This window comes from Pantoea sp. RG18, from assembly GCF_025910075.1.
GTDB lineage: Bacteria > Pseudomonadota > Gammaproteobacteria > Enterobacterales > Enterobacteriaceae > Pantoea > Pantoea agglomerans.
The window spans coordinates 111,028-136,711 of record NZ_JAPCIL010000017.1; the positions used below are offsets into that span (position 1 = coordinate 111,028).

Consider the following 25,684-nt stretch of genomic DNA (forward strand, 5'->3'; position numbering starts at 1 on the left):
AGTGATATGTAACACTGGGTCATCAGCAAACCCGCATGCCTATGAGGAAAGAAGACATGACCCGATTCGTAATGAATAAAAAGGATGATCTCGTCGACAGCGCGTTAGATGGCATGATTTACGCCAGCCCGTGGCGCAATCTGGTCCGGTTGCAGGTCGATCCGCGCATTCGCATCGTGATGCGTAATGACTGGCAAAAACAGCAGGTCGCGCTGATTTCCGGTGGCGGTTCAGGCCATGAACCGGCCCATGTCGGCTTTATCGGCAAAGGGATGCTGACGGCTGCCGTCTGTGGCGATGTTTTTGCTTCCCCCAGCGTTGACGCGGTTTACAACGCCATCATCAATATTACCGGTGAGGCGGGGTGTCTGCTGATTGTGAAAAACTACACCGGAGATCGACTCAACTTCGGTCTGGCGGCAGAAAAAGCGCGCAAAGCGGGATTCAGCGTCAATATGGTGATTGTCGGTGATGATGTTGCGTTGCCCGATAACCCTCAGCCACGCGGCGTCGCGGGCACGTTGCTGGTGCATAAAGTGGCGGGCTTCGTCGCAGAGCGGGGTGATGACCTGGCGGGGGTGACCGAGGCAGCAGAGGCAGCCAGTCGAGCTATCGCCACCATGGGCGTTGCGCTCTCAAGCTGCCATCTGCCGGATGAACAGACCGGCCAGCGGGTGCCAGACGGCAGCGTTGAAATGGGGCTGGGGATTCACGGCGAACCGGGTGTTGACGTCATGCAGACGCAAAACAGTCAGCAGATTGTGCAGCATCTGCTGGAGAAAGTGATGCCGGACAACGATCAGCCACGCGCGCTGTTAATCAATAATCTTGGCGGCATGTCCGCGCTGGAGATGAGTCTGGTTACGCGGGATTTGATTGAGTCGCCGCTCAGCCTGGGCAGTGATTATCTGATTGGCCCGGCTCCGCTGATGACCGCGCTGGACATGAAGGGCTTTTCCGTCACCTCCATGACGCTGACGCCGTTGTTCGAAGAGGCGATCTGCGCGCCGGTTGAGGTCACCGGCTGGGTTCAGGCGGTTAAAATCGCGCCGCTGCAGCCGGTAAACGCGACAAAAGAGGCAACAGCGCATCCGGCGCAACCCTCAGATAACCCGACCGTCGCTGCGTTTGTTAACAGCATCTGTGAAACCCTGATCGCCAGCGAAAGCGAGCTGAACAAACTGGATGCGCAGGTCGGTGATGGCGATACCGGTTCGACCTTTGCTGCTGGCGCACTCCAGATCCAGCGCGAATGTGCAGATAATCAGCTGCCGTTAAATGCCTTGCCCGATCTGCTCGCGGTGACGGGTGAGCGACTGGCGACCGTGATGGGCGGCTCCAGCGGCGTACTGATGGCGATCTTTTTCACCGCTGCTGCGCAGCAGCTGGCCGAAGGGGATGCGCTGCCCACGGCCCTGCAGCAGGGTCTGGAGAAGATGAAGCAGTATGGCGGGGCACAACCAGGAGATCGCACGCTGATTGATGCGCTGCAACCGGCAATCGAGGCGTTGGTGGCGGGTAAATCGCTGGCAGAGGCGGCTGATGCGGCACAGCAGGGCAGTGATGCAACCGCCAGCATGGGGAAAGCAAAAGCGGGCCGATCATCTTATCTCAACAGTGCTAACCTCAACGGCGTGTCTGATCCGGGTGCCGTTGCTGTCGCCAGGGTCTTTGCGGCATTAAAAAAACTTTAATCCTGTCACGACGCTAAACGCGCCTGGAGAAAGGCCAGTAACTGGCGGTTTACTTCGCTGCGCTGACGGTGCTGCGGGTAAACCGCATTCAGAGAGAGTGCGGGCGGCAGATAGTCGTCCAGCACGGTCACCAGCTCACCGCGTTGCAGGGCTGTCTCAACGATAAAGGCGGGTAACAATACCAGTCCTAAGCCTGCCAGTGCGGCATCACGCAGGACCTCGCCATTGTTACTCACCATCGGTCCCTGAACCGCCAGCCACTTGGGTTTACCATTGACCTGCAGTTCCCAGCCATTCTGACCTTCACGTCCGTAGCGCAGACAGGCATGTTGCAGCAAGGCTTCTGGCTGCTGCGGCACGCCTGCCCGTTCCAGATAGCGGGGGCTGCAGCAGATAACCCGCTTCAGCTCGCCGAGCGGACGGGCAATCAGTGTGGAATCAGCCAGCGTACCGATGCGAATCGCCATATCAACGCCTTCGCCAATCACATCGGCATAGCGGTCAGCCAGCTCAATATGAAACTGCAATGACGGATGGTGGCTTAGAAATTCGGCAATCAGGGGGGAGAGGTGGCTCATGCCAAAGGACATCGGCAGATTGATTCGGAAGGTGCCGCGCAGCGCCTGCTGCTGCTCTGACACCGCCAGTTGCGCTTCCTGAATCTCATCCAGAATGCGCTGAGCATGTTGCGCGAACAGTAAACCTGCATCCGTTACAGACAGCTTACGGGTGTTACGGATCAGCAGTCGTACCCCTAATGATGCCTCCAGCGCAGCCATGCGGCGGCTGACATACTGTTTCGATAGCATCAGATGCTCAGCTGCTGCAGTAAAGTTGCCAGCATGCATTACCGCAACGTAAATCCGGAGATCTTCAATCTGCATAGTGTCCACTTATCGGTGACAATGACGATGATTCAGGCGAAACTTCAGCCAGACGCGTTAACTTATATCGGGTAATGCGTCACAGGGCAACGCGTCAGCTCTCTCAGCCAGCGCGACGGAGATCATAGATTTGCCGTTTCTTTACCCCTGAACAGGCGGTCAGTCGGGTCAATCGCGTTAAAGCCGTTATAGTAATCAGGCTGTGACGCAATCCATACGGAACATAATCTCTTGAGTAATCTGATAAGGAGTGGCTGGTGAAAAAATTACTATGCGCGACGGTGCTGGCCATTTTGCCAATGACCACGCTGGCGGCGTCGGTATTTACGCTGCAATCACAAGACTTCAGCGATAATGCGCTACTGGATAAAAAGTTTGCCGGTGCCAATAAAAGTAATCCTTCCTGTACCGGTGAGAATATCTCTCCCGAATTGAACTGGTCTGCGATTCCGGCGGGCACCCGCAGTCTGGCTCTTCTGATGACCGACCCGGTCGGGGCCAAAGGGCTCGGCGTTACCCACATGGTGGCCTATAACATTCCCGCCAGCCGCTCGTCATTTGCGCAGGGGGCTCTGACAAAGGGCAAGGACTACACCGGCGGAAAAAATACCCCAGGGACGCTGCACTATTATGGTCCTTGTCCGCCTGCAGGCAGTGGGCTGCATCACTATAACTTTGTGCTGATCGCCACCGATTTGCCGGTGGGTCAGTTGAAAGCGGGGTTATCCCAGGCAGAGCTGGTTGCACAGCTAAAAGGCCATGCGCTGGGCGCGGCCAGCACCGTTGGCCGCTTTAGCAATGAATGACCTGCACGTATGCAGAGGCAGCGCTGAATAGCCTGCCTCTGCGCGCAGCGGGTCAGTCGCCACTGAACATCTCGCGGATGCGCGACGCAATGTGATGGGTGTGCGTCTCCAGCGCGAAGTGGCCGCTATCCAGCATCTCGACCACCGCCTGTGGATTATCCCGCTGCCAGGCCACTGCGCCCGGTGGAATAAAGAACGGATCGTGCTTGCCCCAGATCACCAGCGTTGGCACCTGCTGCTGGCGAAAGAACGCCTGAAATTCCGGATAACGTTTCAGATTACTGGCGTAATTGAGAAACAGGGCCTGCTGAATATCTTTGTTACCGGGGCGCTCCATCAGCAGAGTATCCAGGGTATAGGTTTCCGGGGCGATCTGCTGCGGATCGCTCACCCCATGCAGATACTGCCACTTCACCCCTTCCAGCGTCAGGATGGCGTCACGGATCACCTGACCATTTGCTTCGCTGGGATCGTCCCAGTAGGCGCGGACCGGCGCCCAGGCTTCTCCTAATCCCTCCAGATAGGCGTTACCGTTTTGTGATATCAGTCCGCTGACGCGATCGGGGTAAGCCAGTGCCAGTCGCAGACCGGCAGGTGCGCCATAGTCGAAAACATACATCGCATAACGTTCCAGCCCCAGTGCATCGACAAAGGCGGTCAGCGTCTGGCCCAGCGCGTCGAAGGTCCAGGAATAGTTGCGCTCAGCAGGCACTTCAGTGAAGCCAAAGCCCGGCATATCGGGTGCGATGAGATGAAATTTATCGGCCAGAAGCGGGATCAGATTGCGGAACTGATGTGAAGAGGTGGGAAAGCCATGCAACAGCAGCAGTACCGGCAGGGAAGGATCGCCCGCTTCGCGATAGAAAATATTGACGCCATCGGCCTGCTGGTAACGGTACGAAATGGATTGATCACGCATGCTGAACTCCTGTAACTGGTTAAATGATATTTATGGGGTTACCAAGAGTCATTATGCAGCCAGAATGTAACCTGTCAAATCAATTTATAATGGTTACAAAAGATGCGGTGTAACTATTCAAATAGTACTTTGTCGGTTACAGTGGCATCAGCAGAGTTAACAAGGGAGGCAATATCATGGCGGAAACGCAATCACACACCGCCCAGGGACCGTGGTTTCTGGCTGATCATCCGGCGCTGGATTTCATCAATACCGTGGCCATCGTGGAAGGCCAGCCGCACGACTTCTGGCAAACCGATCAGGATGTTGAAGCCTGGCTACACCAGGCCGAACTGGCACCAGATGCCCCGGCTCCGCAGCATGAACCGGGTGCGCTGTTGGAAGCAGCGCGTCACTTACGTCAGATCATTCGTGATAACGTGCAGCAGCACAAAGCGGGAGAGGGCATTGATATTCAGGCGCTGAACGCCTGGCTGGGTGAAGCGACCAGCCATCTGCAAATGACCGGGGAGCCGGGTGCCTTAAAAATCAGGCGGGTCTATGCGGGCCAGAGTGTGATGCAGCGGCTGGGACAGGTTGCGGAACAGGCCGCGATGTTGCTGGCGCAGGAGGACTTCAGCAGAGTCCGTGGCTGTGAACATCCCGCCTGTACACTGTGGTTTTACGATCGCACCAAAGCGCATCGCCGTCGCTGGTGCAGCATGGCGCTGTGTGGCAATCGGGCGAAAGTGGCGCGTTTCAGGGCAGTTAAATCAGCTGGGTAAACAGATCGGATGGCAGATAAAAAAACACCCTGCAGAGCAGGGTGTCAGAACAGTTATTTCGCGGTGGTCGCTGATGGCTTGTGCCGCTTGCGCAGCTTGTCGATCAGGCGATGCGCTTCCGCTTTGGTCGCTACCGCAGGGGATGAACCGGTCAGCGGTTGACGGGCTGTTTCACGTACCGTCAGAATGGTGAGCAGGCCAATCACGCCCGCGCCCATCATGTAGTAAGCCGGCATCATATTGTTTTTAGTGGTATCCACCAGCCACGCGGTAATCAGCGGTGTCGTACCCCCAAACAGCGATACTGAAAGGTTGAAGCCGATGGCCAGCGCACTGTAACGGATATCGGTAGTAAACAGCGCAGGCAGCGTCGAAGGCATAGTGCCGCTGAAGCAGGTGTGCAGTACACCCAGAATCATCAGGCCGCCAAATACCGCCCACATATTACCGGACCCGATCAGCATAAAGCTCGGGATGGCGAGCAGGATCAGACCCACCGCACCAAAGGCAATCACCGGACGACGACCGATGCGGTCAGTCCAGCGACCCCACAGCAGCGTCAGCGGCATCATCACGAACATCGCCACCATCACCAGCAGCAGGCCACTTAACTCTGGCAGACCCAGCACGCCGGTCAGATAGCTCGGCATGTACGAGGTCAGCATGTAGTTAGAGACGTTAAACAGCAGCACCAGACCGATACATTTCATCATCGGTGCGCGGTATTTGCTCAGCATCTGCATCAGCGTCAGACGCGGCTTGCTTTGCTCCAGTGCTTCCTGTTTTTCCATGTGCTGCTGGAAAGCCGGAGTCTCTTCCAGCTTCAGTCGCACATAGAGACCAAACAGGCCCAGCGGCGCGGCGATAAAGAACGGCACGCGCCAGCCCCAGGACATCATCGCCTCATTCGACATCACGGTGGTCATCACCGTGACCAGGCTGGCACCCAGCAGGTAACCACCGATGGTGCCGAATTCCAGGAAGCTGCCCATAAAGCCCCGGCGTTTATCGGTAGAGTACTCCGCGATAAAGGTCGCTGCGCCGCCATATTCACCACCGGTTGAGAAGCCCTGAATCAGACGTGCCACCAGCAGCAGAATCGGTGCCATGATGCCTATTGAAGAGTAAGCCGGGATCAGACCGATACAGAACGTACCAATCGACATCAAGATCATCGTCATCGCCAGCACTTTCTGCCGTCCGATGCGGTCACCCAGCGGGCCAAATACCAGGCCGCCAATCGGACGGACCAGGAAGGCCGCAGCAAACGTACCAAAGGTGGCGATCAGCTGTACCGCGTTGTTGGCATCCGGGAAGAAGACTTTGCCGATGATCACGGCGAGATAGCTGTATACGCCAAAGTCGAACCATTCCATCGCATTACCTAACGCAGCTGCGCCAACTGCACGCTTCAGCATGTCGTTGTCGATGACGGTAATGTCGTCAACAGTCAGCTCTTTTGGCTTCCTGTTCCAGAAATGTTTCTTTGGGTGTTCAGACGATGAGTTTCTGGTGTCCATATTCTCCTCAGGTGCATCAATGAAGGAGTCTTATAGCTTTCGCAGCCGCAAACAATGTTCAGAAGAAACCGTGGAAATGAAAGCTATAAGAAGCCGAATAATTTTTAAGTGAAGCGGCAGAAACCGCAGCCGGTAAACTCTAGACTACGATTGTAAGTTTTTGCAAGTTTTCAGCCGAAATAACTGCATTTACTGACAAACCCAGCATAGTGAACTTATTCACGCCTGCTTACGGGTCTGAACATTTGGTAATAACTTGCGGCTGGTGCTCTGGTTATATCTGGAACTGGTTTTCCCGGTGCTGATGCGCTACTTAAACAGTTTCAGTTCGTCGATGCGATCCAGCGCCTGCAGTAATTGCTCCGTCCCGGTTGTCAGGCTGATGCGAATATAATCACGACCCGCTGCGCCAAACCCGTTACCCGGTGCCACCAGCAGATGACACTGGGCCAGTAGCAGGGCGGCGAATTGCTCCCCGGTGAAACCAGCTGGCGCTGCCAGCCAGAGGAAAAAGGTGCCCTGACGGGCGCGTACCGGCCAGTGCATGGCTGCCAGCCTGGCTAAAATCACTCTGCGGCGCTGATGGTAATGCTCTGCCAGCAAGCTGAGTTGTTCAGCGGGCAGCGACAACGCGGTGATGGCGGCATCCTGCACCGCGCCATACACCGTGCTGTAGCTATGAGTATGAAGTTTTTTAAATGCTGCAATCATCGAGGCGTTTCCCACCGCAAATCCCACCCGCCAGCCTGCCATGAGTGCGCTTTTTGACAGCGTGTAGATTTCCACGCCCCAGGCTTTGCCATCGGGCTGTGCCAGCAGACTCAGCGGCTGTTCGCCCGACTCACTGCCCAGCGTGGCATAGGCGAAGTCATGAATCAGCGGAACATGATGCTGGCGGGCGAAGGCCAGCGCGTCGGCGAACAGCGCGGCTGTCGCCAGTGCGCCAGTGGGATTATGGGGATAATTGAGCAGCAGCAGACCGGCACGCGCCGCGATCTCGTCCGGCACCTGGGTGAAATCGGGCAGGAAATCATTGCGCGCCTCCAGCGGAATGCCATAAAAATCGGCACCTGCCTGACGGGCCGCTGAGCGGTAGAGCGGATAGCAGGGATCGGTAGAGATCAACACCTGCTCAGGATTGAGCAGGGCGCGGGGAAAACCGTTGACGCCAATGTGCGCGCCCTGGAACAGCGCCACTTCAGTTTCAGGATCGAGCGTGACGCCGTAGTGACGCTGGTAAAAGGCTGCGATAGCACGGCGCAGCGCGGGTTTGCCCCAGAACGAGGGATACTCATGGTTCTCCGGTTTCGCTGCCGCAGCCTGTAATGAAGCGATTACCGCGGGCGGCGTTGGCTGACGTGGACTGCCGGAGGAGAGATCGATCAGCGGTAACAGCGCATCATCCAGTTGTGCTGCCTGCTTTTCCAGCATGCTGAAGAGGTTCTCTTCCAGCCCTGCGACCATCTCTGAAGCTGCAAACTCCGCCATATCTCTCCCGCAATAAACAGTGTTAAGCGAAGAAGGATGACACAGCTGACATTAAAATCTTTAGCAGAAATAACGCTGTTCTTTGCAGGGATTCGAATATCCAGCGTGTGACTATCGTTAGCATAAATAAGCCAAAGTCGGGGCTGGGTTTTGCCTGTTCCTCTCCGCGATGGCTGTGATTAAATCGATCGCTCTCACAATAATGAATCAGGGCAAACAATGCAGATCACATCCCGGGGAATTATTCTGGCGCTGACCACCGCCAGCCTTTTTATTTCTGCCGCTCAGGCAGCCGACCAGAAGAAAATACGGATTGGATTTAATCCAGGGCCTTATAAAGAGCAATTTGAAAAAGGCGTCGCGCCCTTATTAATCAGGCAGGGGTATACTCTGGAGTATAAAGATTTCAGTGATGGAATTCAGGTTAATGATGCTGTTCATCGCGGGACGATTGACGCCAATATCATGCAGCATCCCGTCTATCTTAAGTCGGTTAATGACCGGCTTGGCATTGATAACGTTGGGATTGTGCAGGTGCCGACCCCGCCAATGGGGCTCTACTCTGGGCGCGTGAAAACGCTGACTCAACCCGCGCCGGGCAGCACGGTCTCTGTGCCCAATCAGCCCTCAAATGAGTACCGGGCGGCGCTGTTACTCCAGAGCATCGGCTGGCTCAAAATCAGCCCCGATAGCGATGCTGCCACTTTTTCGCAGAAAAATATCACGGAAAATCCCTACAAAATCGTGCTTAAAGAGATGGATAACGCTCAGCAGGTGCGTGCACTCCCCGATGTTGACTATGGAGTCATTCAGGGCAACTTCGCGGTATCCAGTGGCATGAAACTCAATTCGGCACTGAAACTGGAAGCGGCAACCAGCCAGTTTATTAACGTGGTGACGGTAGCCGGTAAAAATAAGCAGGCTCAGTTTGCCCGTGACATTATTGCCGGCTACAACTCAGCAGAATTTAAAACCTATATCACCGGTAATGCGCAGTATGCGGGCTATCTGCTGCCAGATTATTTCAAATGAGTCAGGTAGCCATTGCGTTTCGCCATGTCAGCAAAACGTTTGCGCGTAACGGTGCAGAAGTGCAGGCTCTGAAGGAGATTAATCTGCGTATCAACCAGGGTGACATCTTTGGCGTCATCGGCACCAGTGGAGCCGGAAAAAGTACGCTGCTGCGCCTGATTAATCACCTGGAGACCCCCACAACCGGCTCGGTTGAGGTGCAGGGTGAAGCGTTACAAGGGATCAGCAAAAAGCGCTTAATTCAGGTCAAAAAGCAGATTGGCATGATCTTCCAGCACTTCAATCTGCTCAATGCCAGAACGGTGTTTCACAACGTCGCCATCCCACTGATTTTACAGGGCCGGGATAAAGATTTTATCGCCACCCGTGTAGCGGAGCTGCTGGCGTTTGTTAACCTCAGCGACAAAGCCCACAGCTACCCGGATGAACTCTCCGGCGGACAAAAACAGCGCGTCGGAATTGCCCGCGCGCTGGCAACCAATCCCGCGATTCTGTTGTGTGATGAGGCGACCTCCGCGCTGGATCCCCAGACCACGGTACAGATTCTGCTGCTGTTACAGGAGATTAATCAGCGTTACGGCATCACCATTGTCCTGATCACCCATGAGATGTCGGTGGTCCAGAAGATCTGCAACCGGATGGCGGTGATGGAGCAGGGCCGTATCGTTGAACAGGGCGATGTCCTGTCGCTGTTTGCTGAACCGCAACAGTCGGTGAGCGCCAGCTTTGTGCAGTCCGTCATCCACGATCGTCTGCCACAGCAGACCCTTGCGCTGTTAAGCCAGCATCCGGCTGTCGACGTGTTGCGGCTGGAGTTTGTCGGCAGCACGGCACAACAGCCGATCATCAATCGCCTGATCCGTGAACATGAGGTTGAAGTGAATATCCTGTTCGCCAGCATGACGGAAGTACAGCGTACCATTCTGGGTTTCATGATTGTGCAGATCAAAGGCGAGCCCGCAAGACGCGAGGCGGCCATCCAGTTTCTCATCGCGACCGGAGTGAAAATCAGTGATGTCAGAACTCTTTGAAACCGCCGTTACCGGCGATCAGTTCCTGACGGCGATGCAGGACACGCTGATTATGGTGGCGCTGTCGCTGGGCTTTGGTTCGCTACTGGGCCTGCCGCTTGGCATTGTGCTGGTGATCTGTCGTCCGGGTGGGATACAGCCGAATCGACTGGTACATCAGTTGCTGAACCCGATCGTGAATATCATCCGTTCACTGCCGTTTATTATTCTGCTGATCACTATTCTGCCGCTGACGCGCCTGCTGGTGAACACCACCATCGGTACGGCGGGGGCCATTGTGCCACTGGTGATATTTATCGCGCCCTATATTTCACGGCTGGTGGAGAATGCCCTGCTGGAGGTGGATGAGGGCATTCTGGAGTCAGCCAATGCGATGGGTGCCACCACGCTGCAGACTATCTGGTATTTCATGATACCGGAAGCCGCCTCGTCGCTGGTGTTAGCTCTGACCACCGCCACTATCGGCCTGCTGGGTGCGACGGCAATGGCGGGCACGGTGGGCGGCGGCGGTATTGGCGACCTCGCCATTACTTACGGCTATCAGCGCTTTGATGCCTTTGCCACGATTTCGACTGCGCTGGTGCTGATTGTCATTGTCCAGCTACTGCAAACCCTGGGTACGCGTCTCTCGCGCCGTATCCGACGCGAGTGAGCCATGAAAAAGAATGATTTAGCCGTTATGCACTGGGGCACGTATCACGTCACCACCGATGGGGACACGCTGACGTCGGTCAGGCCGGTGGCGTGGGACCGTAATCCCTCTGCGATCGGGCAGTCGTTACCGGGCGCGGTGCAAAGCGAAACCCGGGTCAAAAATCCGGCCGTCAGGCTCGGTTATCTCCAGAGCAGAAGCGCATCCCGCAACGGGCGCGGCAAAGAGCCGTTTGTGGAGGTGAGCTGGGATGTTGCGTTGCAGCTGGTGGCGGAGGAGCTGGAGCGTGTCAAAACAGAGCACGGCAATCAGGCGATCTACGCCGGCTCTTACGGCTGGTCGAGTGCCGGACGTTTCCATCATGCCCAGAGCCAGCTTCATCGTTTCTTTAACCACTATGGCGGCTACACCGCCAGCACCAACACCTACAGCATTGCGGCCGGTGAACGCACGCTCCCGCACATCATTGGTAACCTGGATGAGTTACAACGTCACCATACCCATTGGCCGGTTCTGGCGGAGCATTGCGAACTGTTTGTGGCTATCGGGGGTTTGCCGCTGCGCAATGCGCAGGTCAATGGCGGCGGGGCTAATGACCATGCGCTTTCTCATTGGTTAACCACGCTACGGCAGAATGGCACCCGGTTTATCAACATCAGTCCGGTCAGAAACGATCTCGCTGGGGTGGCGGATGCGGAGTGGCTGGCGATACAGCCCGGCTCCGATACGGCGCTGTTACTGGCAATCGGGCAGGTGTTAATTACTGAATCTCTCTATGACGCGCCATTCACAGAACGTTACACGGTGGGCTTTGACCACTATGCCGCCTACCTGCTGGGTGAACGCGACGGTATAGCTAAAACGCCAGAATGGGCCGCTCCGCTGACCGGGCTGGCGGCCGCGGAAATCCGTGCGTTGGCACGGCAGATGGCGGCGCATAAAACGATGGTGAATATTGCGTGGTCAGTGCAGCGGGCGCGGCAGGGCGAGCAGGCTTTCTGGGCCACCGTTGCGACTAGCGCTCTGCTGGGTCAGATCGGCACGCCCGGCGGCGGGCTGGGCTTTGGTTACGCCTCAACCAATCTGGCCGGTGCCGCCCGGCGACAGTTTTCCGGGCCTCGTCTGCCCGCCGGTCATAATCCGGTTCAGGAGACGATTCCGGTGGCACGCATCGCCGACATGTTGCTCAATCCCGGAGGGCACTATGAGTTTGATGGGCAACAGCGGGTCTATCCCGACATCCGGCTGGTCTACTGGGCGGGCGGCAATGTCTTTCATCATCATCAGGATATCAACAAGCTGATACGCGCCTGGCAGCGGCCGGACACTGTAATTGTGCATGAGCAGTTCTGGACGGCGCAGGCAAAATTTGCCGACATCGTGCTGCCTGCGACCACGTCGCTGGAGCGTGAAGATATTGGCAGTGCCAGCAACGACGGTTTTATCATCGCCATGCCGCAGCATCTGCCGCCGTTTGGCGAGGCAAAATCGGATTACGCAATTTTTGCCGCCCTGGCGCAGCGGCTCGGTTTTGCTGACGCCTTTACGCAGGGACGGGATGAGCGCCAGTGGCTTCAGTCACTCTATGAAGATTCCCGGCCACGCGCGGCAGCGCAGGGCATCGAACTGCCGCCCTTTGAGGCGTTCTGGTCACAGGGAGTGGTGGAGTATCCCGCGCCGGAGACGCCGCAGATCCTGCTAAAAGCGTTTCGCGATAACCCGGAGTCAGCCCCGCTCAGCACGCCGTCGGGGAAAATCGAGCTTTTTTCTCAGCAGGTGGCCGATTTCGGGTATGACGAAGCGCCCGGATTTGCCTGCTGGTATGCGCCGGAATACCAGGCGCAACAGCAGGAAAAGCAGCAGTGGCCGTTGCATCTGCTCTCCAGCCAGCCACGGACCCGGTTGCATAGTCAGTACGATCATGGACGGGTCAGCCGGGCCACCAAAATTGCCGGGCGTGAGCCACTCTGGATGCATCCTGAAGATGCTGCTGCGCGCGGCATTGAGGAGAACAGCATCGTAAAAGTCTTTAACGGACGCGGCGCGCTGCTGGCGGGCGTGCATCTGACGCAGGATATCCTGCCGGGTGTCGTACAGATGTCGACCGGCGCCTGGTATGACCCGCTCGATCAGCAGGATGGCCAGCCGCTGGATAAACACGGCAATCCCAATGTGCTGACCCATGATAGCGGCAGTTCGCGACTCGGCCAGGGGTGCAGCGCGCAGACCTGTTTTGTCGAGATTGCGCTTTTTCAGCAGCCTTTGCCTGAGATTACGGCGTGGTTACCGCCGGCATTCGTGGCGTGGAGCGCAGAGTAATCTGCGGGTTTAAAGCCCGCGGCGTGGTGGGATATTCCCATCCGTCGCATATCCATAGCAGGATTAGTTGGTAGTTAACGCATAAATGAAATGGCAGTGTAAGGCGATTCCATGCCAACAGAGTGTCAATCATGAGCGCGTTAACCACAGCAGAATTGCCGGTAATTGATTTCGCATTATTGTCAGGTAATCAACAGCAGCAGCAACAGGTCCTGGAAAAATTAAGCCAGGCCGCGCGTGATGTCGGTTTCTTCTATTTAATCAATCACGGCATCGACCGTGAATTATTAGATGAGGTTCAGCACGTCGCGCGGAAATTTTTTGCCCTGCCACAGGCGGATAAATCCGCGGTGGCGATGGCTAACTCGCCGCATTTTCGTGGCTATAACCTGGCGGGCGTGGAAATAACCCGCAGCCAGCCCGACTATCGCGAGCAGTTTGATATTGGTGCGGAACGGGAAGCGCTGCCCGTTACCGCCGATTCACCCACCTGGCAACGGATGCAGGGGCCGAATCAGTGGCCTGAAGCCTTACCTGAACTGCAAACGGTGGTCACCCGCTGGCAGCAGCAGATGACAGCGGTGGCGCTGGAGCTGCTGCGCGCCTTTGCCGGGGCACTGAATCTGCCGCGCAACGCCTTCGATAACCTCTATGGCGACTATCCCAACGAACATATCAAACTGATCCGTTATCCGGGCCGCACGGAGGGCGAATCACGCCAGGGTGTTGGCGCGCACAAAGATTCAGGCTTCCTGACGATGTTACTGCAGGACGATCAGCCGGGCTTACAGGTGGAAGTGACGCCGGACAACTGGATCGATGCCTCACCACTGCCGGGCGCGTTTGTGGTGAACATTGGCGAGCTGCTGGAGCTGGCGACCAACGGTTATCTGCGCGCGACGGTGCATCGTGTGGTGTCGCCACCGCAGAGCAGCGAGCGCTTATCCATCGCCTTTTTCCTTGGCGCGCAACTCGACGCCGTGGTGCCGATCTATCAACTGCCTCCTCAGCTGGCTGAACTGGCACAGGGACCGAGCAGCGATCCGCTTAATCCGCTGCTGCGCGAAGTGGGCTGGAACTACCTTAAAGGCCGGCTGCGTTCGCATCCGGAAGTTGCCCGGCGTTTCTACCCCGAACACAACACCCACTGATAACGATAAGAGATAAATGATGATGATTAAAAAGCGCTTTCTGGCCCTTGCCGGTCTTTCACTGCTGATTGCCCAGAGTTTACAGGCCGCGCCGCTGCGCGTAGCGGCCGATCCGCTGCCCCATGCGGAAATCCTGGAGTATGTCAAAACCCTGGATCCGAAACTGGATCTCAAAATTGTTGAGCTGAGCGGGGGCGTGAATGCCAATGAGCTGCTGGCCGCCGGGGATGTGGATGCCAACTACTTCCAGCATCTGCCTTACCTGAAAGATCAGGAGAAGGCGCTGGGGAAAACCTTTGCCGTGGCCGCCAGTGTTCACATCGAGCCGCTGGGTATCTATTCGCGGAAAGTGAAAAGTTTAGCGGCGCTACCTGAAGGGGCCAGCATTGCGGTACCGAACAATACCACTAACCTGAGCCGCGCACTCTGGCTGTTGCAGGACAAAGGGGTGATCAAACTCAACGCGCAGGGTGAAACGGGTTCGACGCTGGTGACGCCAAAAGATATCAGTGAAAACCCGAAGAAAATTAAGATCGTTGAGATTGAGTCGCCGCAGCTGCCACGCTCGCTGGATGATGTGGATGCCGCAATTATCAACGGCAACTACGCGCTGGAAGCAGGTCTGACCCCGGCGAAAGATGCGCTGGGACTGGAGTCTGCAGCACATAACCCCTACGCCAACCTGCTGGTAACGACGCCAGAACTGGCGAAAGATCCCCGCGTGTTACAGCTGGCGAAAGATCTGCGCTCGCCGCAGGTAGCGGAGTTTATCCGTAAAAATTATCAGGGCTCAGTGATTCCGGTTGCGGACCAGCAGCATGATTAAACTCAGTCATCTCAGCAAACAGTATCCTGGCGCATCTGCGCCAGCGTTAGACGACATCTCGCTCACCATCGAAGAAGGGACCATCTTTGGCATCCTCGGTCGGAGCGGAGCGGGAAAAAGTACACTATTGCGCTGCCTCAATCGGCTGGAGAGTCCCACCAGCGGCCTGATTGAAATTGACGGGCAGGATCTCGCCGCGATGAGCCTGGCGCAACTGCGTCAGCAGCGACAGCAGATGGGGATGATCTTCCAGCACTTCAATCTGCTGCATTCGCGCAACGTGCAGGACAACGTCGATCTGGCGCTGGAGATTGCCGGTGTGCCTGCGGCTGAACGCCGCGAGCGGGTCGCATCGCTGCTGAAACTGGTAGGGCTGGCTTCCTTTGCGGCGGCCTGGCCGTCGCAGCTCTCCGGTGGACAGAAACAGCGCGTCGGCATCGCCCGCGCGCTGGCCGCCCGACCCCGTTATCTGCTGTGCGATGAGGCGACCAGCGCGCTGGATCCCGAAACCACCACTTCGATTCTCGATCTGCTGGCCGATATTCAGCAGCAGCTCAATATCACCATTGTATTGATCACCCATGAAATGGCGGTGGTGAAGCGGATTTGTGACGGGGCGGCGCTGCTTGAGAATGGCCAGCTGGTTGAGAGCGGCAGCCTGAGCCAGATCATGGGACGTGAAGAGGGACGCCTGCGCAAAATGCTGCTGAAGGATGGCGAAGCAGACCGGGCGTTTATCGAAAAATATCAGCGTGAGGCGTTAACCCGATGCGTAGCATGAGTAGTGAGCGGTTTCAGGAACTGCTGCTGAACGCCACTGGCGAAACACTGTATATGGTGTTGCTGGCGGCCCTTTTCACGGTCGCGATAGGGCTGCCGGTAGGCGTGCTGCTATTTCTGACCCGGCCAAAAGGCATTCTGCCCAATCGCGCGATTTCACTGCTGCTGAATACGCTGGTAAATACCGGACGCGCCTTGCCATTTGTGGTGCTGCTGATTGCGCTGATCCCCTTTACCCGTCTGCTGGTCGGCACCACGCTGGGCAGCACTGCCGCCATTGTGCCGATTACGCTGGGGGCATTTCCCTTCTTTGCCCGCATCGTGGAGAACGCGCTGGATGAGGTCGACCGCGGCCGCATAGAAGCGGTGGTATCAATGGGCGGTACCCTGTGGCATATCGTCAGCCGTGTGCTGCTGCCGGAAGCGCTTCCCGCGCTGGTGGCGGGCGTTACCCTGACGATTGTGATGTTGATTGGCTTCTCGGCGATGGCGGGCGTGGTTGGCGGTGGCGGGCTGGGCGATCTGGCGATTCGCTACGGTTATCAGCGTTTCGATAACCAAATCATGGCGGCCACCATTGTGGTGCTGCTGGCGCTGGTAATGCTGATTCAGAAACTCGGCGACCGGCTGGTACGCTCGCTGGCTTATCGTCGATAAGGAGCAACCATGTTTCGCGTGATGTCGCCGAAAGGCTATCTGCAACGGCCAGGGCTGCGGGCCGGGGTGGGAGAAATTATCCGGCCGCTTGCCTCGCATATTCACATCTTCACCTCGCCGCGGGCCTGGCAGGCGGTGAATCCTGACATGAGCATAAGTCTGGAACGGGCGGGGATCCGCTGGCAGCTCGACACCCTGACCGGTGAGTGTACCGACGCGGCGATTGCTGCCCTGCAACAGCAGGTGCAGACGCACGGCGCTACCCTGATTCTGGCAGTCGGCGGCGGGCGGGTGCTGGACTGCGCCAAAGCGGTCAACGACGCGCTGCCGGATATCCGGCTGGTGAACTTCGCCACGCTGGCCGCCACCTGTGCCGCCTGGTCTCCGCTGGCGATTATCTATGATGAGCGCGGCGGCCATCTGCGCAGCCAGCCGCTTAATGCCATGCCGGAGCGGATTCTGGTGGACAGCGAGGTTATCGCCCGCAGCGAGGTACGCTATCTGCGGGCCGGGATCGTGGATGCGCTGGCCAAATGGTTTGAATTTGAGCCTTATCAGCGACAGACGCCGCACCAGCTGGCGCTGGATCTTAAAGTCGCAGCCGCCTGGCAGGCGGTGACGGTGCTGAAACGCTGGGGAGACACGGCGGTGGCCGATAACATCAGGCAGCAGGTCACCCCGGCGCTGGAGAAAGTGATTGAAGCCAACATTGTGCTGGCGGGGCTGGCTAACAGTATTCAGGATGAGATGGCAACCCCCGGTTTTGCCCATATCATCCACGATCGCCTGACTCACCAGCCAGAGCTGCATCACTGGCTGCATGGTGAAAAGGTCGGCTTCAGCTTGCTGGTACAATCCTGGATTGAACAGCAGGGTAAGCAGGTGGAGCCTGAACTGCTGGCGCTGCTGCGCCGTTTCCACTCTCCCCTGACGCTGCCTGCGGCGATTAACGCGGACAGGGTAAGAGAGATTGCGCAGCAGATCCATTTCCCCTCCGCCAGCCTGGCGCACCTTCCCTTTACGTTCGATCACCCTCTGCTGGAGCAGGCCTTGCTGGCGACATCTGCGTTTAAACAGTAAGTGCGGTCAGCGAATCGATCAGTGGCCGCCGCTTGCTAACCTACCAATAGTAACTTACCTTTAGTAGCTTAATGACTAATCAGGTAAGGTGACGACGATGCATGCATTAATAGTGACTTCCCATCCCAATCAGGACGCTCACACTCACCGCGTGGCGGACCAGCTGGCGCTGGGCATTATCGCGACAGGCCACCATACGGCTGAAAAGGCCGATCTGGCGGCAGAAGGGTTTGATCCACGTTTTACGCTCAGCGATCACAGACATTTCAACGGTCTGGCACCGACGCCGCCCGATGTGCTGGCAGAACAGCAGCGGCTGGATCGTGCCGATGCGCTGGTGCTGGTCTATCCGGTCTACTGGTGGTCATTTCCGGCACAGCTTAAAGGCTGGATAGACCGCGTCTTCATCGCGGGCTGGGCCTTTGATGAGCAGGATGGCCATATCGTAAAACGCCTCGGCCATCTTCCTGTGCATCTGGTTGCGATTGGCGCGGCTGACACCCGAACCTTTCTGCGGCGCGGCTATTTCGCCAGCATGCGGAATCAGATCGATCACGGCATCTTTGACTATTGCGGTGCACCGGTGGTGACCAGTGAACTGTTGCTTAGCGGCGATGAAGGTTATCCTGAGTCACACTATCAGCTGGCGCATCAACTGGGCCAGCGTCTGTTCGCCCATCAGGAAAAACATGACCGTTGAAAAAACACCCCGTAAGCGGCTGTCACGCGAAGCACGACGCAGGCAGTTGTCAGACGTCGCGTGGCAGATAATGCAAACCGAAGGCAGCGAGGCACTGACGCTGGCCAGAGTCGGCGACGCGGCGGGGGTCAGTAAACCGGTGGTTTATGACCACTTCACCACCCGTCATGGATTGCTGGCGGCGTTGTATGACGATTTTGATCGTCGCCAGACCGAAAAGATGGAAGCGGCGATGAATGCCGCACCGATGGTGATGCAACAAAAAGCGGAAGTGCTTGCGGCCTGTTATGTGGATTGTGTGATGACGGAGGGGCGTGAGATTCCGGAGTTGCTGTCAGCGCTCAGCACCTCACCGGAACTGGCTGCCGTCAAACGCCACTATCAGCTCGATTTTATCGCCCGCTGTCAGCGCTGGTTTGCCCCTCTGGCAGGCAGCAGCGGTATTCCGGAAGCAGGCATGTGGGGCTTGCTGGGGGGCGCGGATGCCATCGCAGGCGCGGTGGCACGCGGCGATGTCAGCAAACCGGAAGGAGAGCAGGCGATCACTGCCATGGTCGTGGCGCTGGTGGCAGGCAGCCGTGCGTCGGAATCGGATTAGCATAAAAAAGGCGGCCCGCAGGCCGCCGAATCCTTCAACCACAACAGGCGTTGTGTAAGTAGTGGCAACGTACAATGATGATCGTTTTAGCCTTTCACCCCGCCCGCGGTTAAACCGCTCACCAGCCAGCGCTGCGCCAGCAGGAAAACCAGGGTGATCGGAATCGCGGAGAGCACCGCCGCAGCGGCGAAATCGCCCCACAGATAGTTCTGCGGATTGAGGTACTGCTGCATTCCGACCGCCAGGGTGTAGCTGTTTACATCGCGCAGCAGCAGCGAGGCGACCGGCACTTCAGTCACCGCGGCGATAAACGCCAGAATAAACACCACCGCCAGAATCGGCACCGACAGCGGCAGCAGCACCAGCCGGAACGCCTGCCACGGCGTTGCGCCATCCAGCGCGGCGGCCTCTTCCAGTGACCCGTCGATAGTCTCGAAATAGCCTTTGATGGTCCAGACATGCAGCGCGATACCGCCCAGATAGGCGAAGATCACCCCACCGTGGGTATTCAGCCCGATAAAGGGCAGATACTGGCCGAGACGATCAAACAGGGCATAGAGCGCCACCAGCGACAGCACCGCCGGGAACATCTGGAATATCAGCATCCCTTTCAGCAGGCTGGCACGGCCGGTAAAGCGCATACGGGCAAAGGCATAGGCGCAGGTGGTAGAGAGCGCCACGATGCCCAGCGCACTGATTGCCGCAATCTTGATCGAGTTCCATAACCAGAGCAGCACCGGGAAGGGCGGCGGTGTCACCCGGCCATCCGCATGTTCCACGCTGAAACCCAGCGCCAGACGCCAGTGCTCCCACGAGATCTGCTCCGGGATCAGGCTGCCGGTGGCGAAGTTCCCGGCACGCAGCGAAATCGCAATCACCATCAGCAGGGGAAAGAGAATCGCCGCGATAAATAACAGCAGCAGCAGATGCGTGGTGAACAGACGCAGCCGTTGCGATTTCGGTTGTACCATAGCCATAACAACTCCTCAGAGCCTGGTCCATCAGGCTATTTTATTTGTCAGTCTGAACCCGGGCAGTGCTCACAATCCTCACCTCCCAGGTTCCGGTTGTTCCACGCTCTTCGCGTCCGGACTGCCTGCAACCATGACGCCAGTCGGGCCAGGCGCTTAGTCGAATTGCATCCGCGAGGCTTTCAGGTTAATCACCGCCAGCGCACCCACCAGCAGGAAGATCAGCGTGGCGATAGCGGCGGCCAGCCCAAAGTCCTGCCCGCCGCCGCCTTCAAAGGCGATACGCCAGGTGTAGTTCACCAGCAAATCGGTGTAACCGGCTGGCGTGGTGGTGCCGAGGCGATCCGGCCCGCCGTTGGTGAGTAACTGCACCAGCACAAAGTTATTAAAGTTAAAGGCAAAGCTGGCGATCATCAGCGGCATCAGTGGTTTCAGCAGCAGCGGCAGAGTAATCAGGAAGAAGTTCTGCAGCGGTCCCGCACCGTCCATCGCCGAGGCTTCATAGAGATCGTCCGGAATTGCCTTCAGCAGGCCCATGCAGAGGATCATCATGTAGGGGTAGCCGAGCCAGGTATTGACGATAATCAGCATGGTGCGCGCCAGCGTCGGGTCGCTGAACCAGGCCGGCTTCACGCCAAACAGCGCGCTGAGCATCACGTTGATTTCACCAAAGCTCTGGTTGAACAACCCCTTGAAAATCAGGATCGAGATAAACGCCGGCACGGCATAGGGCAGAATCAGCATTACCCGATAGACCGCTTTGCCGCGCAACGCCTCCCACTGCACCAGACACGCCAGCACCATGCCCACCGCGACGGTCAGCACCACGGTGATCAGCGAGAAGAGTAGCGTCCAGCCAAATATCGCCAGGAACGGCTTCTGAATCCCTTCGTCAGTAAACACCCGCACGAAGTTTTTCCAGCCGGTATTCACGGTAAAGCCGGGACTCAGGGTTTCGTTCGCCCAACTGCCGTCGGCGTTAATCGCCTGGTAGAAACCGGTCTGCGGATTAGCGCGATAGCGCGCGTTGCTCTGCTGATTGATCAGCTCATCCTGCGCACCCACCCGATAGAGCGGCTGGGTGCCGGAGAACTGGCGCAGCGAACTCATCCGCAACTGACGACCATCCGGCAGTTCAGCCCGGATCTGGCTCAGTGCCTGACGATGGGTCGTGATCGCTCTGAAGTTTGCCCGTTCACCTGAAGGTGGTGTGGCAGGGGCCATTTTCAGTGTCTGTTCAGCGCCAAACTGAAACGGCGGTGAAACATAGTCTTTGCCATCATTCAGCACCAGCTGCCAGCGATCGCCGGCCGGGAAAAGAGAAAAACTGACTGCTTCACCCGACTGGAAGGTGCGGCCCAGCAAAACCTGCTGCGCCCGTTCAAAGGTGAGCTGGTTGCTGCTGCTGTAGTTGGTAAAGGCAATGGCAATCGTGCAGGCGAGAGGGAACAGTACAAACAGCGCCATTCCCGCTACGCCGGGATAGACATAACGCCACGCATAGGCGCGACGGTTAGCAAAAATCCACAGTCCGGTCGCACTGAGGATCAGCGTCAGCAGCGCAAACAGATATTCGCCCTGCGCGTACATCAGCACCAGCAGATAGCCGACCAGCAGACAGCAGATCCCGATGAGAACGCTTTTCAACAGCACACTGCGCGTTTTCGGTTTTCCTGACATGATGCGGTTTTCCTTAACGGTCACTCAAGCCGGGTTGCCCCGGCTGCAAGGGGAGAATTACTTCTTCAGACGGGCCTGAGCATCTTTCAGTGCGGCGTCGACGCTCTGACGACCGCCCAGCGCGTTCAGGGTAGCGGTGCGCATCGCATACCAGAATGCCGCCATCTGCGGGATATTCGGCATGATGTCACCCTGACGGGCGTTGTTCATGGTGGCGGCGATACGCGAATCTTTTTCCAGCGTCTGCTGGAAAGATTTCAGCGCCACAGCACCCAGCGGCTTATCTTTGTTGACCGCATCCAGACCGGTGTCAGTCAGCAGATAATTCTCCAGGAACTCTTTCGCCAGCTCTTTGTTAGGACTGGCGGCGTTGATCCCGGCACTCAGCACGCCGACAAAGGCTTTCGACGGTTTACCGTTCAGGGTTGGCAATTCGGTGACGCCATAGTCGATGCCGCTCTTGTCGAGGTTGCCCCACGCCCACGGACCATTAATGGTCATGGCGGTTTCGCCTTTGTTAAAGGCGGCCTCAGCAATCGAATAATCGGTGTCCGCATTCAGGGTCTTGGCTTTAACCTGATCGACCAGGAACTGCATGCCCGTTTTGGCCCCGGCGTTATCGACGCCGACATCCTTCACGTCATAATGTCCGTCGGTGAGCTTAAAGGCGTAAGCCCCGCCTGCGGCCAGCAGCGGCCAGGTGAAGTAGGGCTCCTGCAGGTTAAACATGATGGCGCTTTTGCCTTTGGCACGCAGTTGCTTGTCGAGACCGGCGATCTCTTCCCAGGTTTTTGGCGGGTTCGGCAGCAGTTTCTTGTTGTAGATCAGTGACAGCGACTCAACGGAAATCGGGTAGCCAATCAGCTTGCCGTCGAAGCGCACCGCGTCCCAGGTGAACGGGAAAATCTTCTCGCGGAAGCTGGCATCCGGCGTGATCTCTGCCAGCAGGCCGGACTGCGCATAGCCGCCGAAACGGTCATGTGCCCAGAAGATAATATCCGGGCCATCGCCGGTCGCTGCGACCTGCGGATACTTCTCTTCCATTTTGTCAGGATGTTCGACCGTAACTTTGATGCCGGTCTCCTGCTCAAATTTCTTACCCACTTCGGCAAGGCCGTTGTAGCCCTTGTCACCGTTGATCCAGATGACCAGTTTACCTTCCTCAATTTTTGCCATCGCGCTTGCCGAAAAGAGCACGGCAGAGAGGGCAGAAAGGGCCAGAATTCTTGCTCCGGTTTTCATCGTCATAAATCCATCCTGTTAGCGGAAGTGGTGAATGCTTTACCGGCATCATTGTGCTTATCCGCCACGGCTTCTCATCCTCCTCTGCTCTACGCCCCTCGACCTGCCGCTGTGATCGCGCTGGCAAAAAGCCCTTTAAGCGGGCGCTTACGCGGCAAAAATTCCTGCGGGTCTGCGTTAGCGATCACAAAAAAGCGCGGCAGCGCGCGGGTCGTGGCGTCAGACCGCGTTTCTCCTCCTCCCGCCTCCTCCCCCAGCGGAATGCAGTGGGGTGGAGGATGTTACCGCCAGTTTCCTCTCGCATAGTGAGCCCCGGAACTCGTCTGCCGCTGGGCAGACACGACTATGCAGCTAAGAGGGAAGGGATCATGGCGAGCGTTGTGTTACGCAATGTCACGAAAGCCTGGGGCGATACGGTGGTGTCGAAAGATATCGATCTCACTATTCGTGAAGGGGAATTTGTTGTTTTCGTCGGCCCATCAGGCTGTGGCAAATCGACACTGCTGCGCATGATTGCCGGACTGGAGACCATCACCAGCGGCGAGCTGTTAATCGGCGACCGGCGCATGAATGAAGTGCCGCCCGCCGAACGCGGCATCGGCATGGTGTTTCAGTCCTATGCGCTCTATCCCCATCTGTCGGTGGCGGAGAACATGTCTTTTGGCCTGAAACTGGCCGGGGTGAAAAAAGCGGAGATCCAGCAGCGGGTTAATCAGGTGGCGGAGATTCTGCAACTGGCGCATCTGCTCGATCGCCGTCCTAAAGCCCTCTCTGGCGGGCAGCGTCAGCGCGTGGCGATTGGCCGCACGCTGGTGGCGGAACCGCGCGTCTTCCTGCTGGATGAACCACTGTCGAACCTTGACGCCGCGCTGCGCGTTCAGATGCGCATTGAGATCTCCCGTCTGCATAAGCGCCTGAAGCGCACCATGATTTACGTGACCCACGATCAGATCGAAGCGATGACGCTGGCCGACAAAATCGTGGTGCTGGATGCCGGACGCATTGCGCAGGTCGGCAAGCCGCTTGAGCTCTACCACTATCCCGCCAACCGCTTTGTCGCCGGATTTATCGGCTCACCAAAAATGAATTTCCTGCCGGTCAAAGTGACCGCCACCGCCATCGATCAGGTTCAGGTGCGGCTGCCGAATCAGCAGCTGGTCTGGCTGCCGGTTGACAGCGCCGGTGTGCAGGTCGGCAGCAACATGTCACTGGGTATTCGCCCGGAACATCTGCTCTCCAGCGATATCGCCGACGTCACCCTGGAAGGGGAAGTGCAGGTGGTGGAACAGCTGGGGCATGAAACACAGATCCACATCGAGATTCCCGCTATCCGTCAGAACCTGGTTTACCGCCAGGAGGACGTCGTGCTGGTAAAAGAGGGCGCCATCCTCGGTATTGGCCTGCCGCCCGAGCGTTGTCACCTGTTCCGCGAGGACGGGAGCGCGTGCCGCAGGCTGTATCAGGAGCCGGGTGTATAGCCCTGCCAAAAACAATAAAAGCAATGACCTCAGGAGATAGAAAATGTTAACTCTGCGCAAACTTCCCATCGCCTTTGCCGTCGCGGTGGGAACCCTCTCCGCCCCGACGATGGCGGTTGATTTTACCGGTTACGCCCGTTCCGGCATTGGCTGGACCGGCAGCGGTGGTGAACAGCAATGTTTCCAGGCCACCGGTGCCCAAAGTAAATACCGTCTGGGCAACGAATGTGAAACCTATGCCGAACTGAAATTAGGCCAGGAAGTGTGGAAAGAGGGCGACAAAAGCTTCTATTTCGACACCAACGTGGCTTACTCCGTGGCACAGCAGAATGACTGGGAAGCCACATCGCCCGCCTTCCGTGAAGCCAACGTAAAAGGTAAAAACCTGATCGACGCGCTGCCAGGCTCTACCATCTGGGCCGGTAAGCGTTTCTATCAGCGTCATGACGTCCATATGATCGACTTCTACTACTGGGATATTTCCGGTCCGGGTGCCGGTCTGGAAGATGTCGATCTCGGCTTCGGTAAACTCTCTTTCGCCGCAACCCGTTCATCTGAAGCGGGCGGCTCTTACACCTTCTCCAGCGATCGTATCCGTGACTTCGCCACCAGTACTGCCAACGACGTGTTTGATGTGCGTCTGGCCGGCCTGGAAACCAACACCAACGGCGTGCTGGAGCTGGGTGTCGACTACGGTCGCGCTAATGCCCGTGACGACTACCGTCTGGAAGAGGGGGCCTCTAAAGATGGCTGGATGTTCACTGCTGAACATACCCAGAGCATGCTGAAGGGCTATAACAAATTCGTACTGCAGTATGCCACCGATGCGCTGACCTCTCAGGGCAAAGGCGTGCCGCAGGGCACCAGCCTCAACAACAATGGTGACATGTACCGCATCCTCGACCACGGTGCGATCTCACTGGCCGAACGCTGGGATCTGATGTACGTCGCCATGTACCAGAATATCGATCTGGACAATAACCGCGGCACCGAGTGGTACACCGTGGGTGTGCGCCCGATGTACAAATGGACGCCGATTATGAGCACGTTGCTGGAACTGGGCTACGACAACGTCAAATCGCAGCAGGCTAACGAACGCAACGGCCAGTACAAAGTGACGCTGGCGCAGCAGTGGCAGGCGGGCGACAGCATCTGGTCACGTCCGGCTCTGCGTCTGTTCGCGACCTACGCCAAATGGGATGAAAAATGGGGCTACAACAAAGATAACTCAGGCGATCTCACCACCTTCGCCTCTGCGGACACCAGCGGCAACGGCATCCTGACTAACAGCCGTGGTAAAGACGATGAAGTGACCTTCGGCGCGCAGATGGAAATCTGGTGGTAAGCCAGCACCTTTTCTGACAGGTGCGCCTGCGCCTGATGGATCTCTTTGGTCGCGGTGTGCCATTGCC

At 57.3% G+C, this 25,684-nt stretch carries 23 protein-coding genes; 16 read left to right on the forward strand and 7 right to left on the reverse strand.

The genetic code is table 11. The annotated features are described in order from the left end of the window. The first annotated feature begins 56 nt into the window (after nucleotides 1-56). The gene (locus OK409_RS19450) at nucleotides 57-1,694 is read left to right on the forward strand and encodes a dihydroxyacetone kinase subunit DhaK (RefSeq protein WP_264367354.1); all 1,638 of its coding nucleotides are present in this window, start codon (nucleotides 57-59) and stop codon (nucleotides 1,692-1,694) included. Between the two features lie 5 nt (nucleotides 1,695-1,699). Here OK409_RS19450 and OK409_RS19455 read toward each other — a convergent pair whose 3' ends face one another. Then, entirely contained in the window at nucleotides 1,700-2,578 is an 879-nt protein-coding gene (locus OK409_RS19455) for a LysR family transcriptional regulator (protein WP_033768559.1), read from the reverse strand. A gap of 257 nt (nucleotides 2,579-2,835) precedes the next feature. Here OK409_RS19455 and OK409_RS19460 point away from each other — a divergent pair, with 257 nt between their 5' ends. Then, nucleotides 2,836-3,384, forward strand: a complete 549-nt coding sequence (locus OK409_RS19460) for a YbhB/YbcL family Raf kinase inhibitor-like protein (protein ID WP_264367355.1) — start codon at nucleotides 2,836-2,838, stop codon at nucleotides 3,382-3,384. A 52-nt stretch (nucleotides 3,385-3,436) separates the two neighbouring features. On the opposite strand, the gene OK409_RS19465 is transcribed toward OK409_RS19460, so the two are convergent. Beyond that, complete coding sequence (locus OK409_RS19465; protein WP_010247407.1) at nucleotides 3,437-4,303, reverse strand: alpha/beta fold hydrolase; 867 nt, start codon at nucleotides 4,301-4,303, stop codon at nucleotides 3,437-3,439. A gap of 176 nt (nucleotides 4,304-4,479) precedes the next feature. Between OK409_RS19465 and OK409_RS19470 the strand changes: the two genes are divergently transcribed. Beyond that, nucleotides 4,480-5,067 (forward strand): CGNR zinc finger domain-containing protein, encoded by a 588-nt coding sequence (locus tag OK409_RS19470; RefSeq protein ID WP_264367356.1) that lies wholly within the window; start codon nucleotides 4,480-4,482, stop codon nucleotides 5,065-5,067. 53 nt (nucleotides 5,068-5,120) lie between these two features. Here the strand turns inward: OK409_RS19470 and proP are convergent, their stop codons facing one another. Further along, nucleotides 5,121-6,587: a glycine betaine/L-proline transporter ProP gene (gene proP / locus OK409_RS19475; protein WP_154210290.1), complete on the reverse strand. Its 1,467-nt coding sequence runs from the start codon at nucleotides 6,585-6,587 to the stop codon at nucleotides 5,121-5,123. A gap of 309 nt (nucleotides 6,588-6,896) precedes the next feature. Then, nucleotides 6,897-8,075, reverse strand: a complete 1,179-nt coding sequence (locus OK409_RS19480; protein WP_264367357.1) for an aminotransferase class I/II-fold pyridoxal phosphate-dependent enzyme — start codon at nucleotides 8,073-8,075, stop codon at nucleotides 6,897-6,899. A gap of 219 nt (nucleotides 8,076-8,294) precedes the next feature. Here OK409_RS19480 and OK409_RS19485 point away from each other — a divergent pair, with 219 nt between their 5' ends. The 11 genes from OK409_RS19485 (at nucleotide 8,295) to OK409_RS19535 (ending at nucleotide 18,901) form a co-directional block, all read left to right on the forward strand. Then, on the forward strand, nucleotides 8,295-9,107 hold the full coding sequence (locus OK409_RS19485) for a MetQ/NlpA family ABC transporter substrate-binding protein (RefSeq protein ID WP_264367358.1): 813 nt from the start codon (nucleotides 8,295-8,297) through the stop codon (nucleotides 9,105-9,107). After that, a complete protein-coding gene (locus OK409_RS19490; protein WP_010670742.1) occupies nucleotides 9,104-10,138 on the forward strand; it encodes a methionine ABC transporter ATP-binding protein in 1,035 nt (344 codons plus the stop codon). The genes OK409_RS19485 and OK409_RS19490 overlap by 4 nt, the downstream gene beginning before the upstream one ends. Further along, nucleotides 10,122-10,790 carry a methionine ABC transporter permease gene (locus OK409_RS19495; protein WP_010670743.1) on the forward strand — a complete coding sequence of 223 codons (669 nt, stop codon included), beginning with the start codon at nucleotides 10,122-10,124 and terminating at the stop codon, nucleotides 10,788-10,790. The genes OK409_RS19490 and OK409_RS19495 overlap by 17 nt, the downstream gene beginning before the upstream one ends. A gap of 3 nt (nucleotides 10,791-10,793) precedes the next feature. After that, nucleotides 10,794-13,109: a molybdopterin-dependent oxidoreductase gene (locus tag OK409_RS19500; RefSeq protein WP_264367359.1), complete on the forward strand. Its 2,316-nt coding sequence runs from the start codon at nucleotides 10,794-10,796 to the stop codon at nucleotides 13,107-13,109. A gap of 131 nt (nucleotides 13,110-13,240) precedes the next feature. Beyond that, the gene (locus OK409_RS19505; protein ID WP_033760224.1) at nucleotides 13,241-14,260 is read left to right on the forward strand and encodes an isopenicillin N synthase family dioxygenase; all 1,020 of its coding nucleotides are present in this window, start codon (nucleotides 13,241-13,243) and stop codon (nucleotides 14,258-14,260) included. 22 nt (nucleotides 14,261-14,282) lie between these two features. Further along, nucleotides 14,283-15,086: a MetQ/NlpA family ABC transporter substrate-binding protein gene (locus OK409_RS19510; protein ID WP_010670746.1), complete on the forward strand. Its 804-nt coding sequence runs from the start codon at nucleotides 14,283-14,285 to the stop codon at nucleotides 15,084-15,086. Continuing rightward, a complete protein-coding gene (locus OK409_RS19515; protein ID WP_010670747.1) occupies nucleotides 15,079-15,867 on the forward strand; it encodes a methionine ABC transporter ATP-binding protein in 789 nt (262 codons plus the stop codon). The genes OK409_RS19510 and OK409_RS19515 overlap by 8 nt, the downstream gene beginning before the upstream one ends. Beyond that, nucleotides 15,855-16,523 carry a methionine ABC transporter permease gene (locus tag OK409_RS19520; RefSeq protein WP_022624728.1) on the forward strand — a complete coding sequence of 223 codons (669 nt, stop codon included), beginning with the start codon at nucleotides 15,855-15,857 and terminating at the stop codon, nucleotides 16,521-16,523. Before OK409_RS19515 ends, OK409_RS19520 begins: the two co-directional genes overlap by 13 nt. 9 nt (nucleotides 16,524-16,532) lie before the next feature. Next, nucleotides 16,533-17,603 carry an iron-containing alcohol dehydrogenase family protein gene (locus OK409_RS19525; RefSeq protein ID WP_182500458.1) on the forward strand — a complete coding sequence of 357 codons (1,071 nt, stop codon included), beginning with the start codon at nucleotides 16,533-16,535 and terminating at the stop codon, nucleotides 17,601-17,603. Nucleotides 17,604-17,700: 97 nt separating this feature from the next. Then, nucleotides 17,701-18,303 carry an NAD(P)H-dependent oxidoreductase gene (locus OK409_RS19530; RefSeq protein ID WP_250328236.1) on the forward strand — a complete coding sequence of 201 codons (603 nt, stop codon included), beginning with the start codon at nucleotides 17,701-17,703 and terminating at the stop codon, nucleotides 18,301-18,303. Continuing rightward, the gene (locus OK409_RS19535; RefSeq protein ID WP_062759185.1) at nucleotides 18,293-18,901 is read left to right on the forward strand and encodes a TetR/AcrR family transcriptional regulator; all 609 of its coding nucleotides are present in this window, start codon (nucleotides 18,293-18,295) and stop codon (nucleotides 18,899-18,901) included. The genes OK409_RS19530 and OK409_RS19535 overlap by 11 nt, the downstream gene beginning before the upstream one ends. A gap of 86 nt (nucleotides 18,902-18,987) precedes the next feature. Here OK409_RS19535 and malG read toward each other — a convergent pair whose 3' ends face one another. The 3 genes from malG to malE form a co-directional block, all read right to left on the reverse strand. After that, nucleotides 18,988-19,878 (reverse strand): maltose ABC transporter permease MalG, encoded by an 891-nt coding sequence (gene malG / locus OK409_RS19540; protein WP_010247369.1) that lies wholly within the window; start codon nucleotides 19,876-19,878, stop codon nucleotides 18,988-18,990. 150 nt (nucleotides 19,879-20,028) lie between these two features. After that, entirely contained in the window at nucleotides 20,029-21,552 is a 1,524-nt protein-coding gene (gene malF, locus OK409_RS19545; protein WP_264367360.1) for a maltose ABC transporter permease MalF, read from the reverse strand. A gap of 57 nt (nucleotides 21,553-21,609) precedes the next feature. Further along, nucleotides 21,610-22,800, reverse strand: coding sequence for a maltose/maltodextrin ABC transporter substrate-binding protein MalE (malE, locus tag OK409_RS19550; RefSeq protein WP_199252833.1), 1,191 nt, complete (start codon nucleotides 22,798-22,800; stop codon nucleotides 21,610-21,612). Between the two features lie 362 nt (nucleotides 22,801-23,162). Here malE and malK point away from each other — a divergent pair, with 362 nt between their 5' ends. Continuing rightward, nucleotides 23,163-24,272 (forward strand): maltose/maltodextrin ABC transporter ATP-binding protein MalK, encoded by a 1,110-nt coding sequence (gene malK / locus OK409_RS19555; protein WP_010247360.1) that lies wholly within the window; start codon nucleotides 23,163-23,165, stop codon nucleotides 24,270-24,272. Between the two features lie 43 nt (nucleotides 24,273-24,315). Beyond that, the gene (locus tag OK409_RS19560) at nucleotides 24,316-25,617 is read left to right on the forward strand and encodes a maltoporin (protein ID WP_264367361.1); all 1,302 of its coding nucleotides are present in this window, start codon (nucleotides 24,316-24,318) and stop codon (nucleotides 25,615-25,617) included. Nucleotides 25,618-25,684 lie beyond the last annotated feature (67 nt).

Excerpts from the sequence above, each read along its gene's own strand:
- OK409_RS19450 (WP_264367354.1), top strand. The coding sequence starts at position 57 with ATGACCCGATTCGTAATGAATAAAAAGGATGATCTCGTCGACAGCGCG.
- OK409_RS19455 (WP_033768559.1), bottom strand. The coding sequence starts at position 2,578 with ATGCAGATTGAAGATCTCCGGATTTACGTTGCGGTAATGCATGCTGGC.
- OK409_RS19465 (WP_010247407.1), bottom strand. The coding sequence starts at position 4,303 with ATGCGTGATCAATCCATTTCGTACCGTTACCAGCAGGCCGATGGCGTC.
- OK409_RS19470 (WP_264367356.1), top strand. The coding sequence starts at position 4,480 with ATGGCGGAAACGCAATCACACACCGCCCAGGGACCGTGGTTTCTGGCT.
- proP (WP_154210290.1), bottom strand. The coding sequence starts at position 6,587 with ATGGACACCAGAAACTCATCGTCTGAACACCCAAAGAAACATTTCTGG.
- OK409_RS19480 (WP_264367357.1), bottom strand. The coding sequence starts at position 8,075 with ATGGCGGAGTTTGCAGCTTCAGAGATGGTCGCAGGGCTGGAAGAGAAC.
- OK409_RS19485 (WP_264367358.1), top strand. The coding sequence starts at position 8,295 with ATGCAGATCACATCCCGGGGAATTATTCTGGCGCTGACCACCGCCAGC.
- OK409_RS19490 (WP_010670742.1), top strand. The coding sequence starts at position 9,104 with ATGAGTCAGGTAGCCATTGCGTTTCGCCATGTCAGCAAAACGTTTGCG.
- OK409_RS19495 (WP_010670743.1), top strand. The coding sequence starts at position 10,122 with ATGTCAGAACTCTTTGAAACCGCCGTTACCGGCGATCAGTTCCTGACG.
- OK409_RS19500 (WP_264367359.1), top strand. The coding sequence starts at position 10,794 with ATGAAAAAGAATGATTTAGCCGTTATGCACTGGGGCACGTATCACGTC.
- OK409_RS19505 (WP_033760224.1), top strand. The coding sequence starts at position 13,241 with ATGAGCGCGTTAACCACAGCAGAATTGCCGGTAATTGATTTCGCATTA.
- OK409_RS19510 (WP_010670746.1), top strand. The coding sequence starts at position 14,283 with ATGATTAAAAAGCGCTTTCTGGCCCTTGCCGGTCTTTCACTGCTGATT.
- OK409_RS19515 (WP_010670747.1), top strand. The coding sequence starts at position 15,079 with ATGATTAAACTCAGTCATCTCAGCAAACAGTATCCTGGCGCATCTGCG.
- OK409_RS19520 (WP_022624728.1), top strand. The coding sequence starts at position 15,855 with ATGCGTAGCATGAGTAGTGAGCGGTTTCAGGAACTGCTGCTGAACGCC.
- OK409_RS19525 (WP_182500458.1), top strand. The coding sequence starts at position 16,533 with ATGTTTCGCGTGATGTCGCCGAAAGGCTATCTGCAACGGCCAGGGCTG.
- OK409_RS19530 (WP_250328236.1), top strand. The coding sequence starts at position 17,701 with ATGCATGCATTAATAGTGACTTCCCATCCCAATCAGGACGCTCACACT.
- OK409_RS19535 (WP_062759185.1), top strand. The coding sequence starts at position 18,293 with ATGACCGTTGAAAAAACACCCCGTAAGCGGCTGTCACGCGAAGCACGA.
- malG (WP_010247369.1), bottom strand. The coding sequence starts at position 19,878 with ATGGCTATGGTACAACCGAAATCGCAACGGCTGCGTCTGTTCACCACG.
- malF (WP_264367360.1), bottom strand. The coding sequence starts at position 21,552 with ATGTCAGGAAAACCGAAAACGCGCAGTGTGCTGTTGAAAAGCGTTCTC.
- malE (WP_199252833.1), bottom strand. The coding sequence starts at position 22,800 with ATGACGATGAAAACCGGAGCAAGAATTCTGGCCCTTTCTGCCCTCTCT.
- malK (WP_010247360.1), top strand. The coding sequence starts at position 23,163 with ATGGCGAGCGTTGTGTTACGCAATGTCACGAAAGCCTGGGGCGATACG.
- OK409_RS19560 (WP_264367361.1), top strand. The coding sequence starts at position 24,316 with ATGTTAACTCTGCGCAAACTTCCCATCGCCTTTGCCGTCGCGGTGGGA.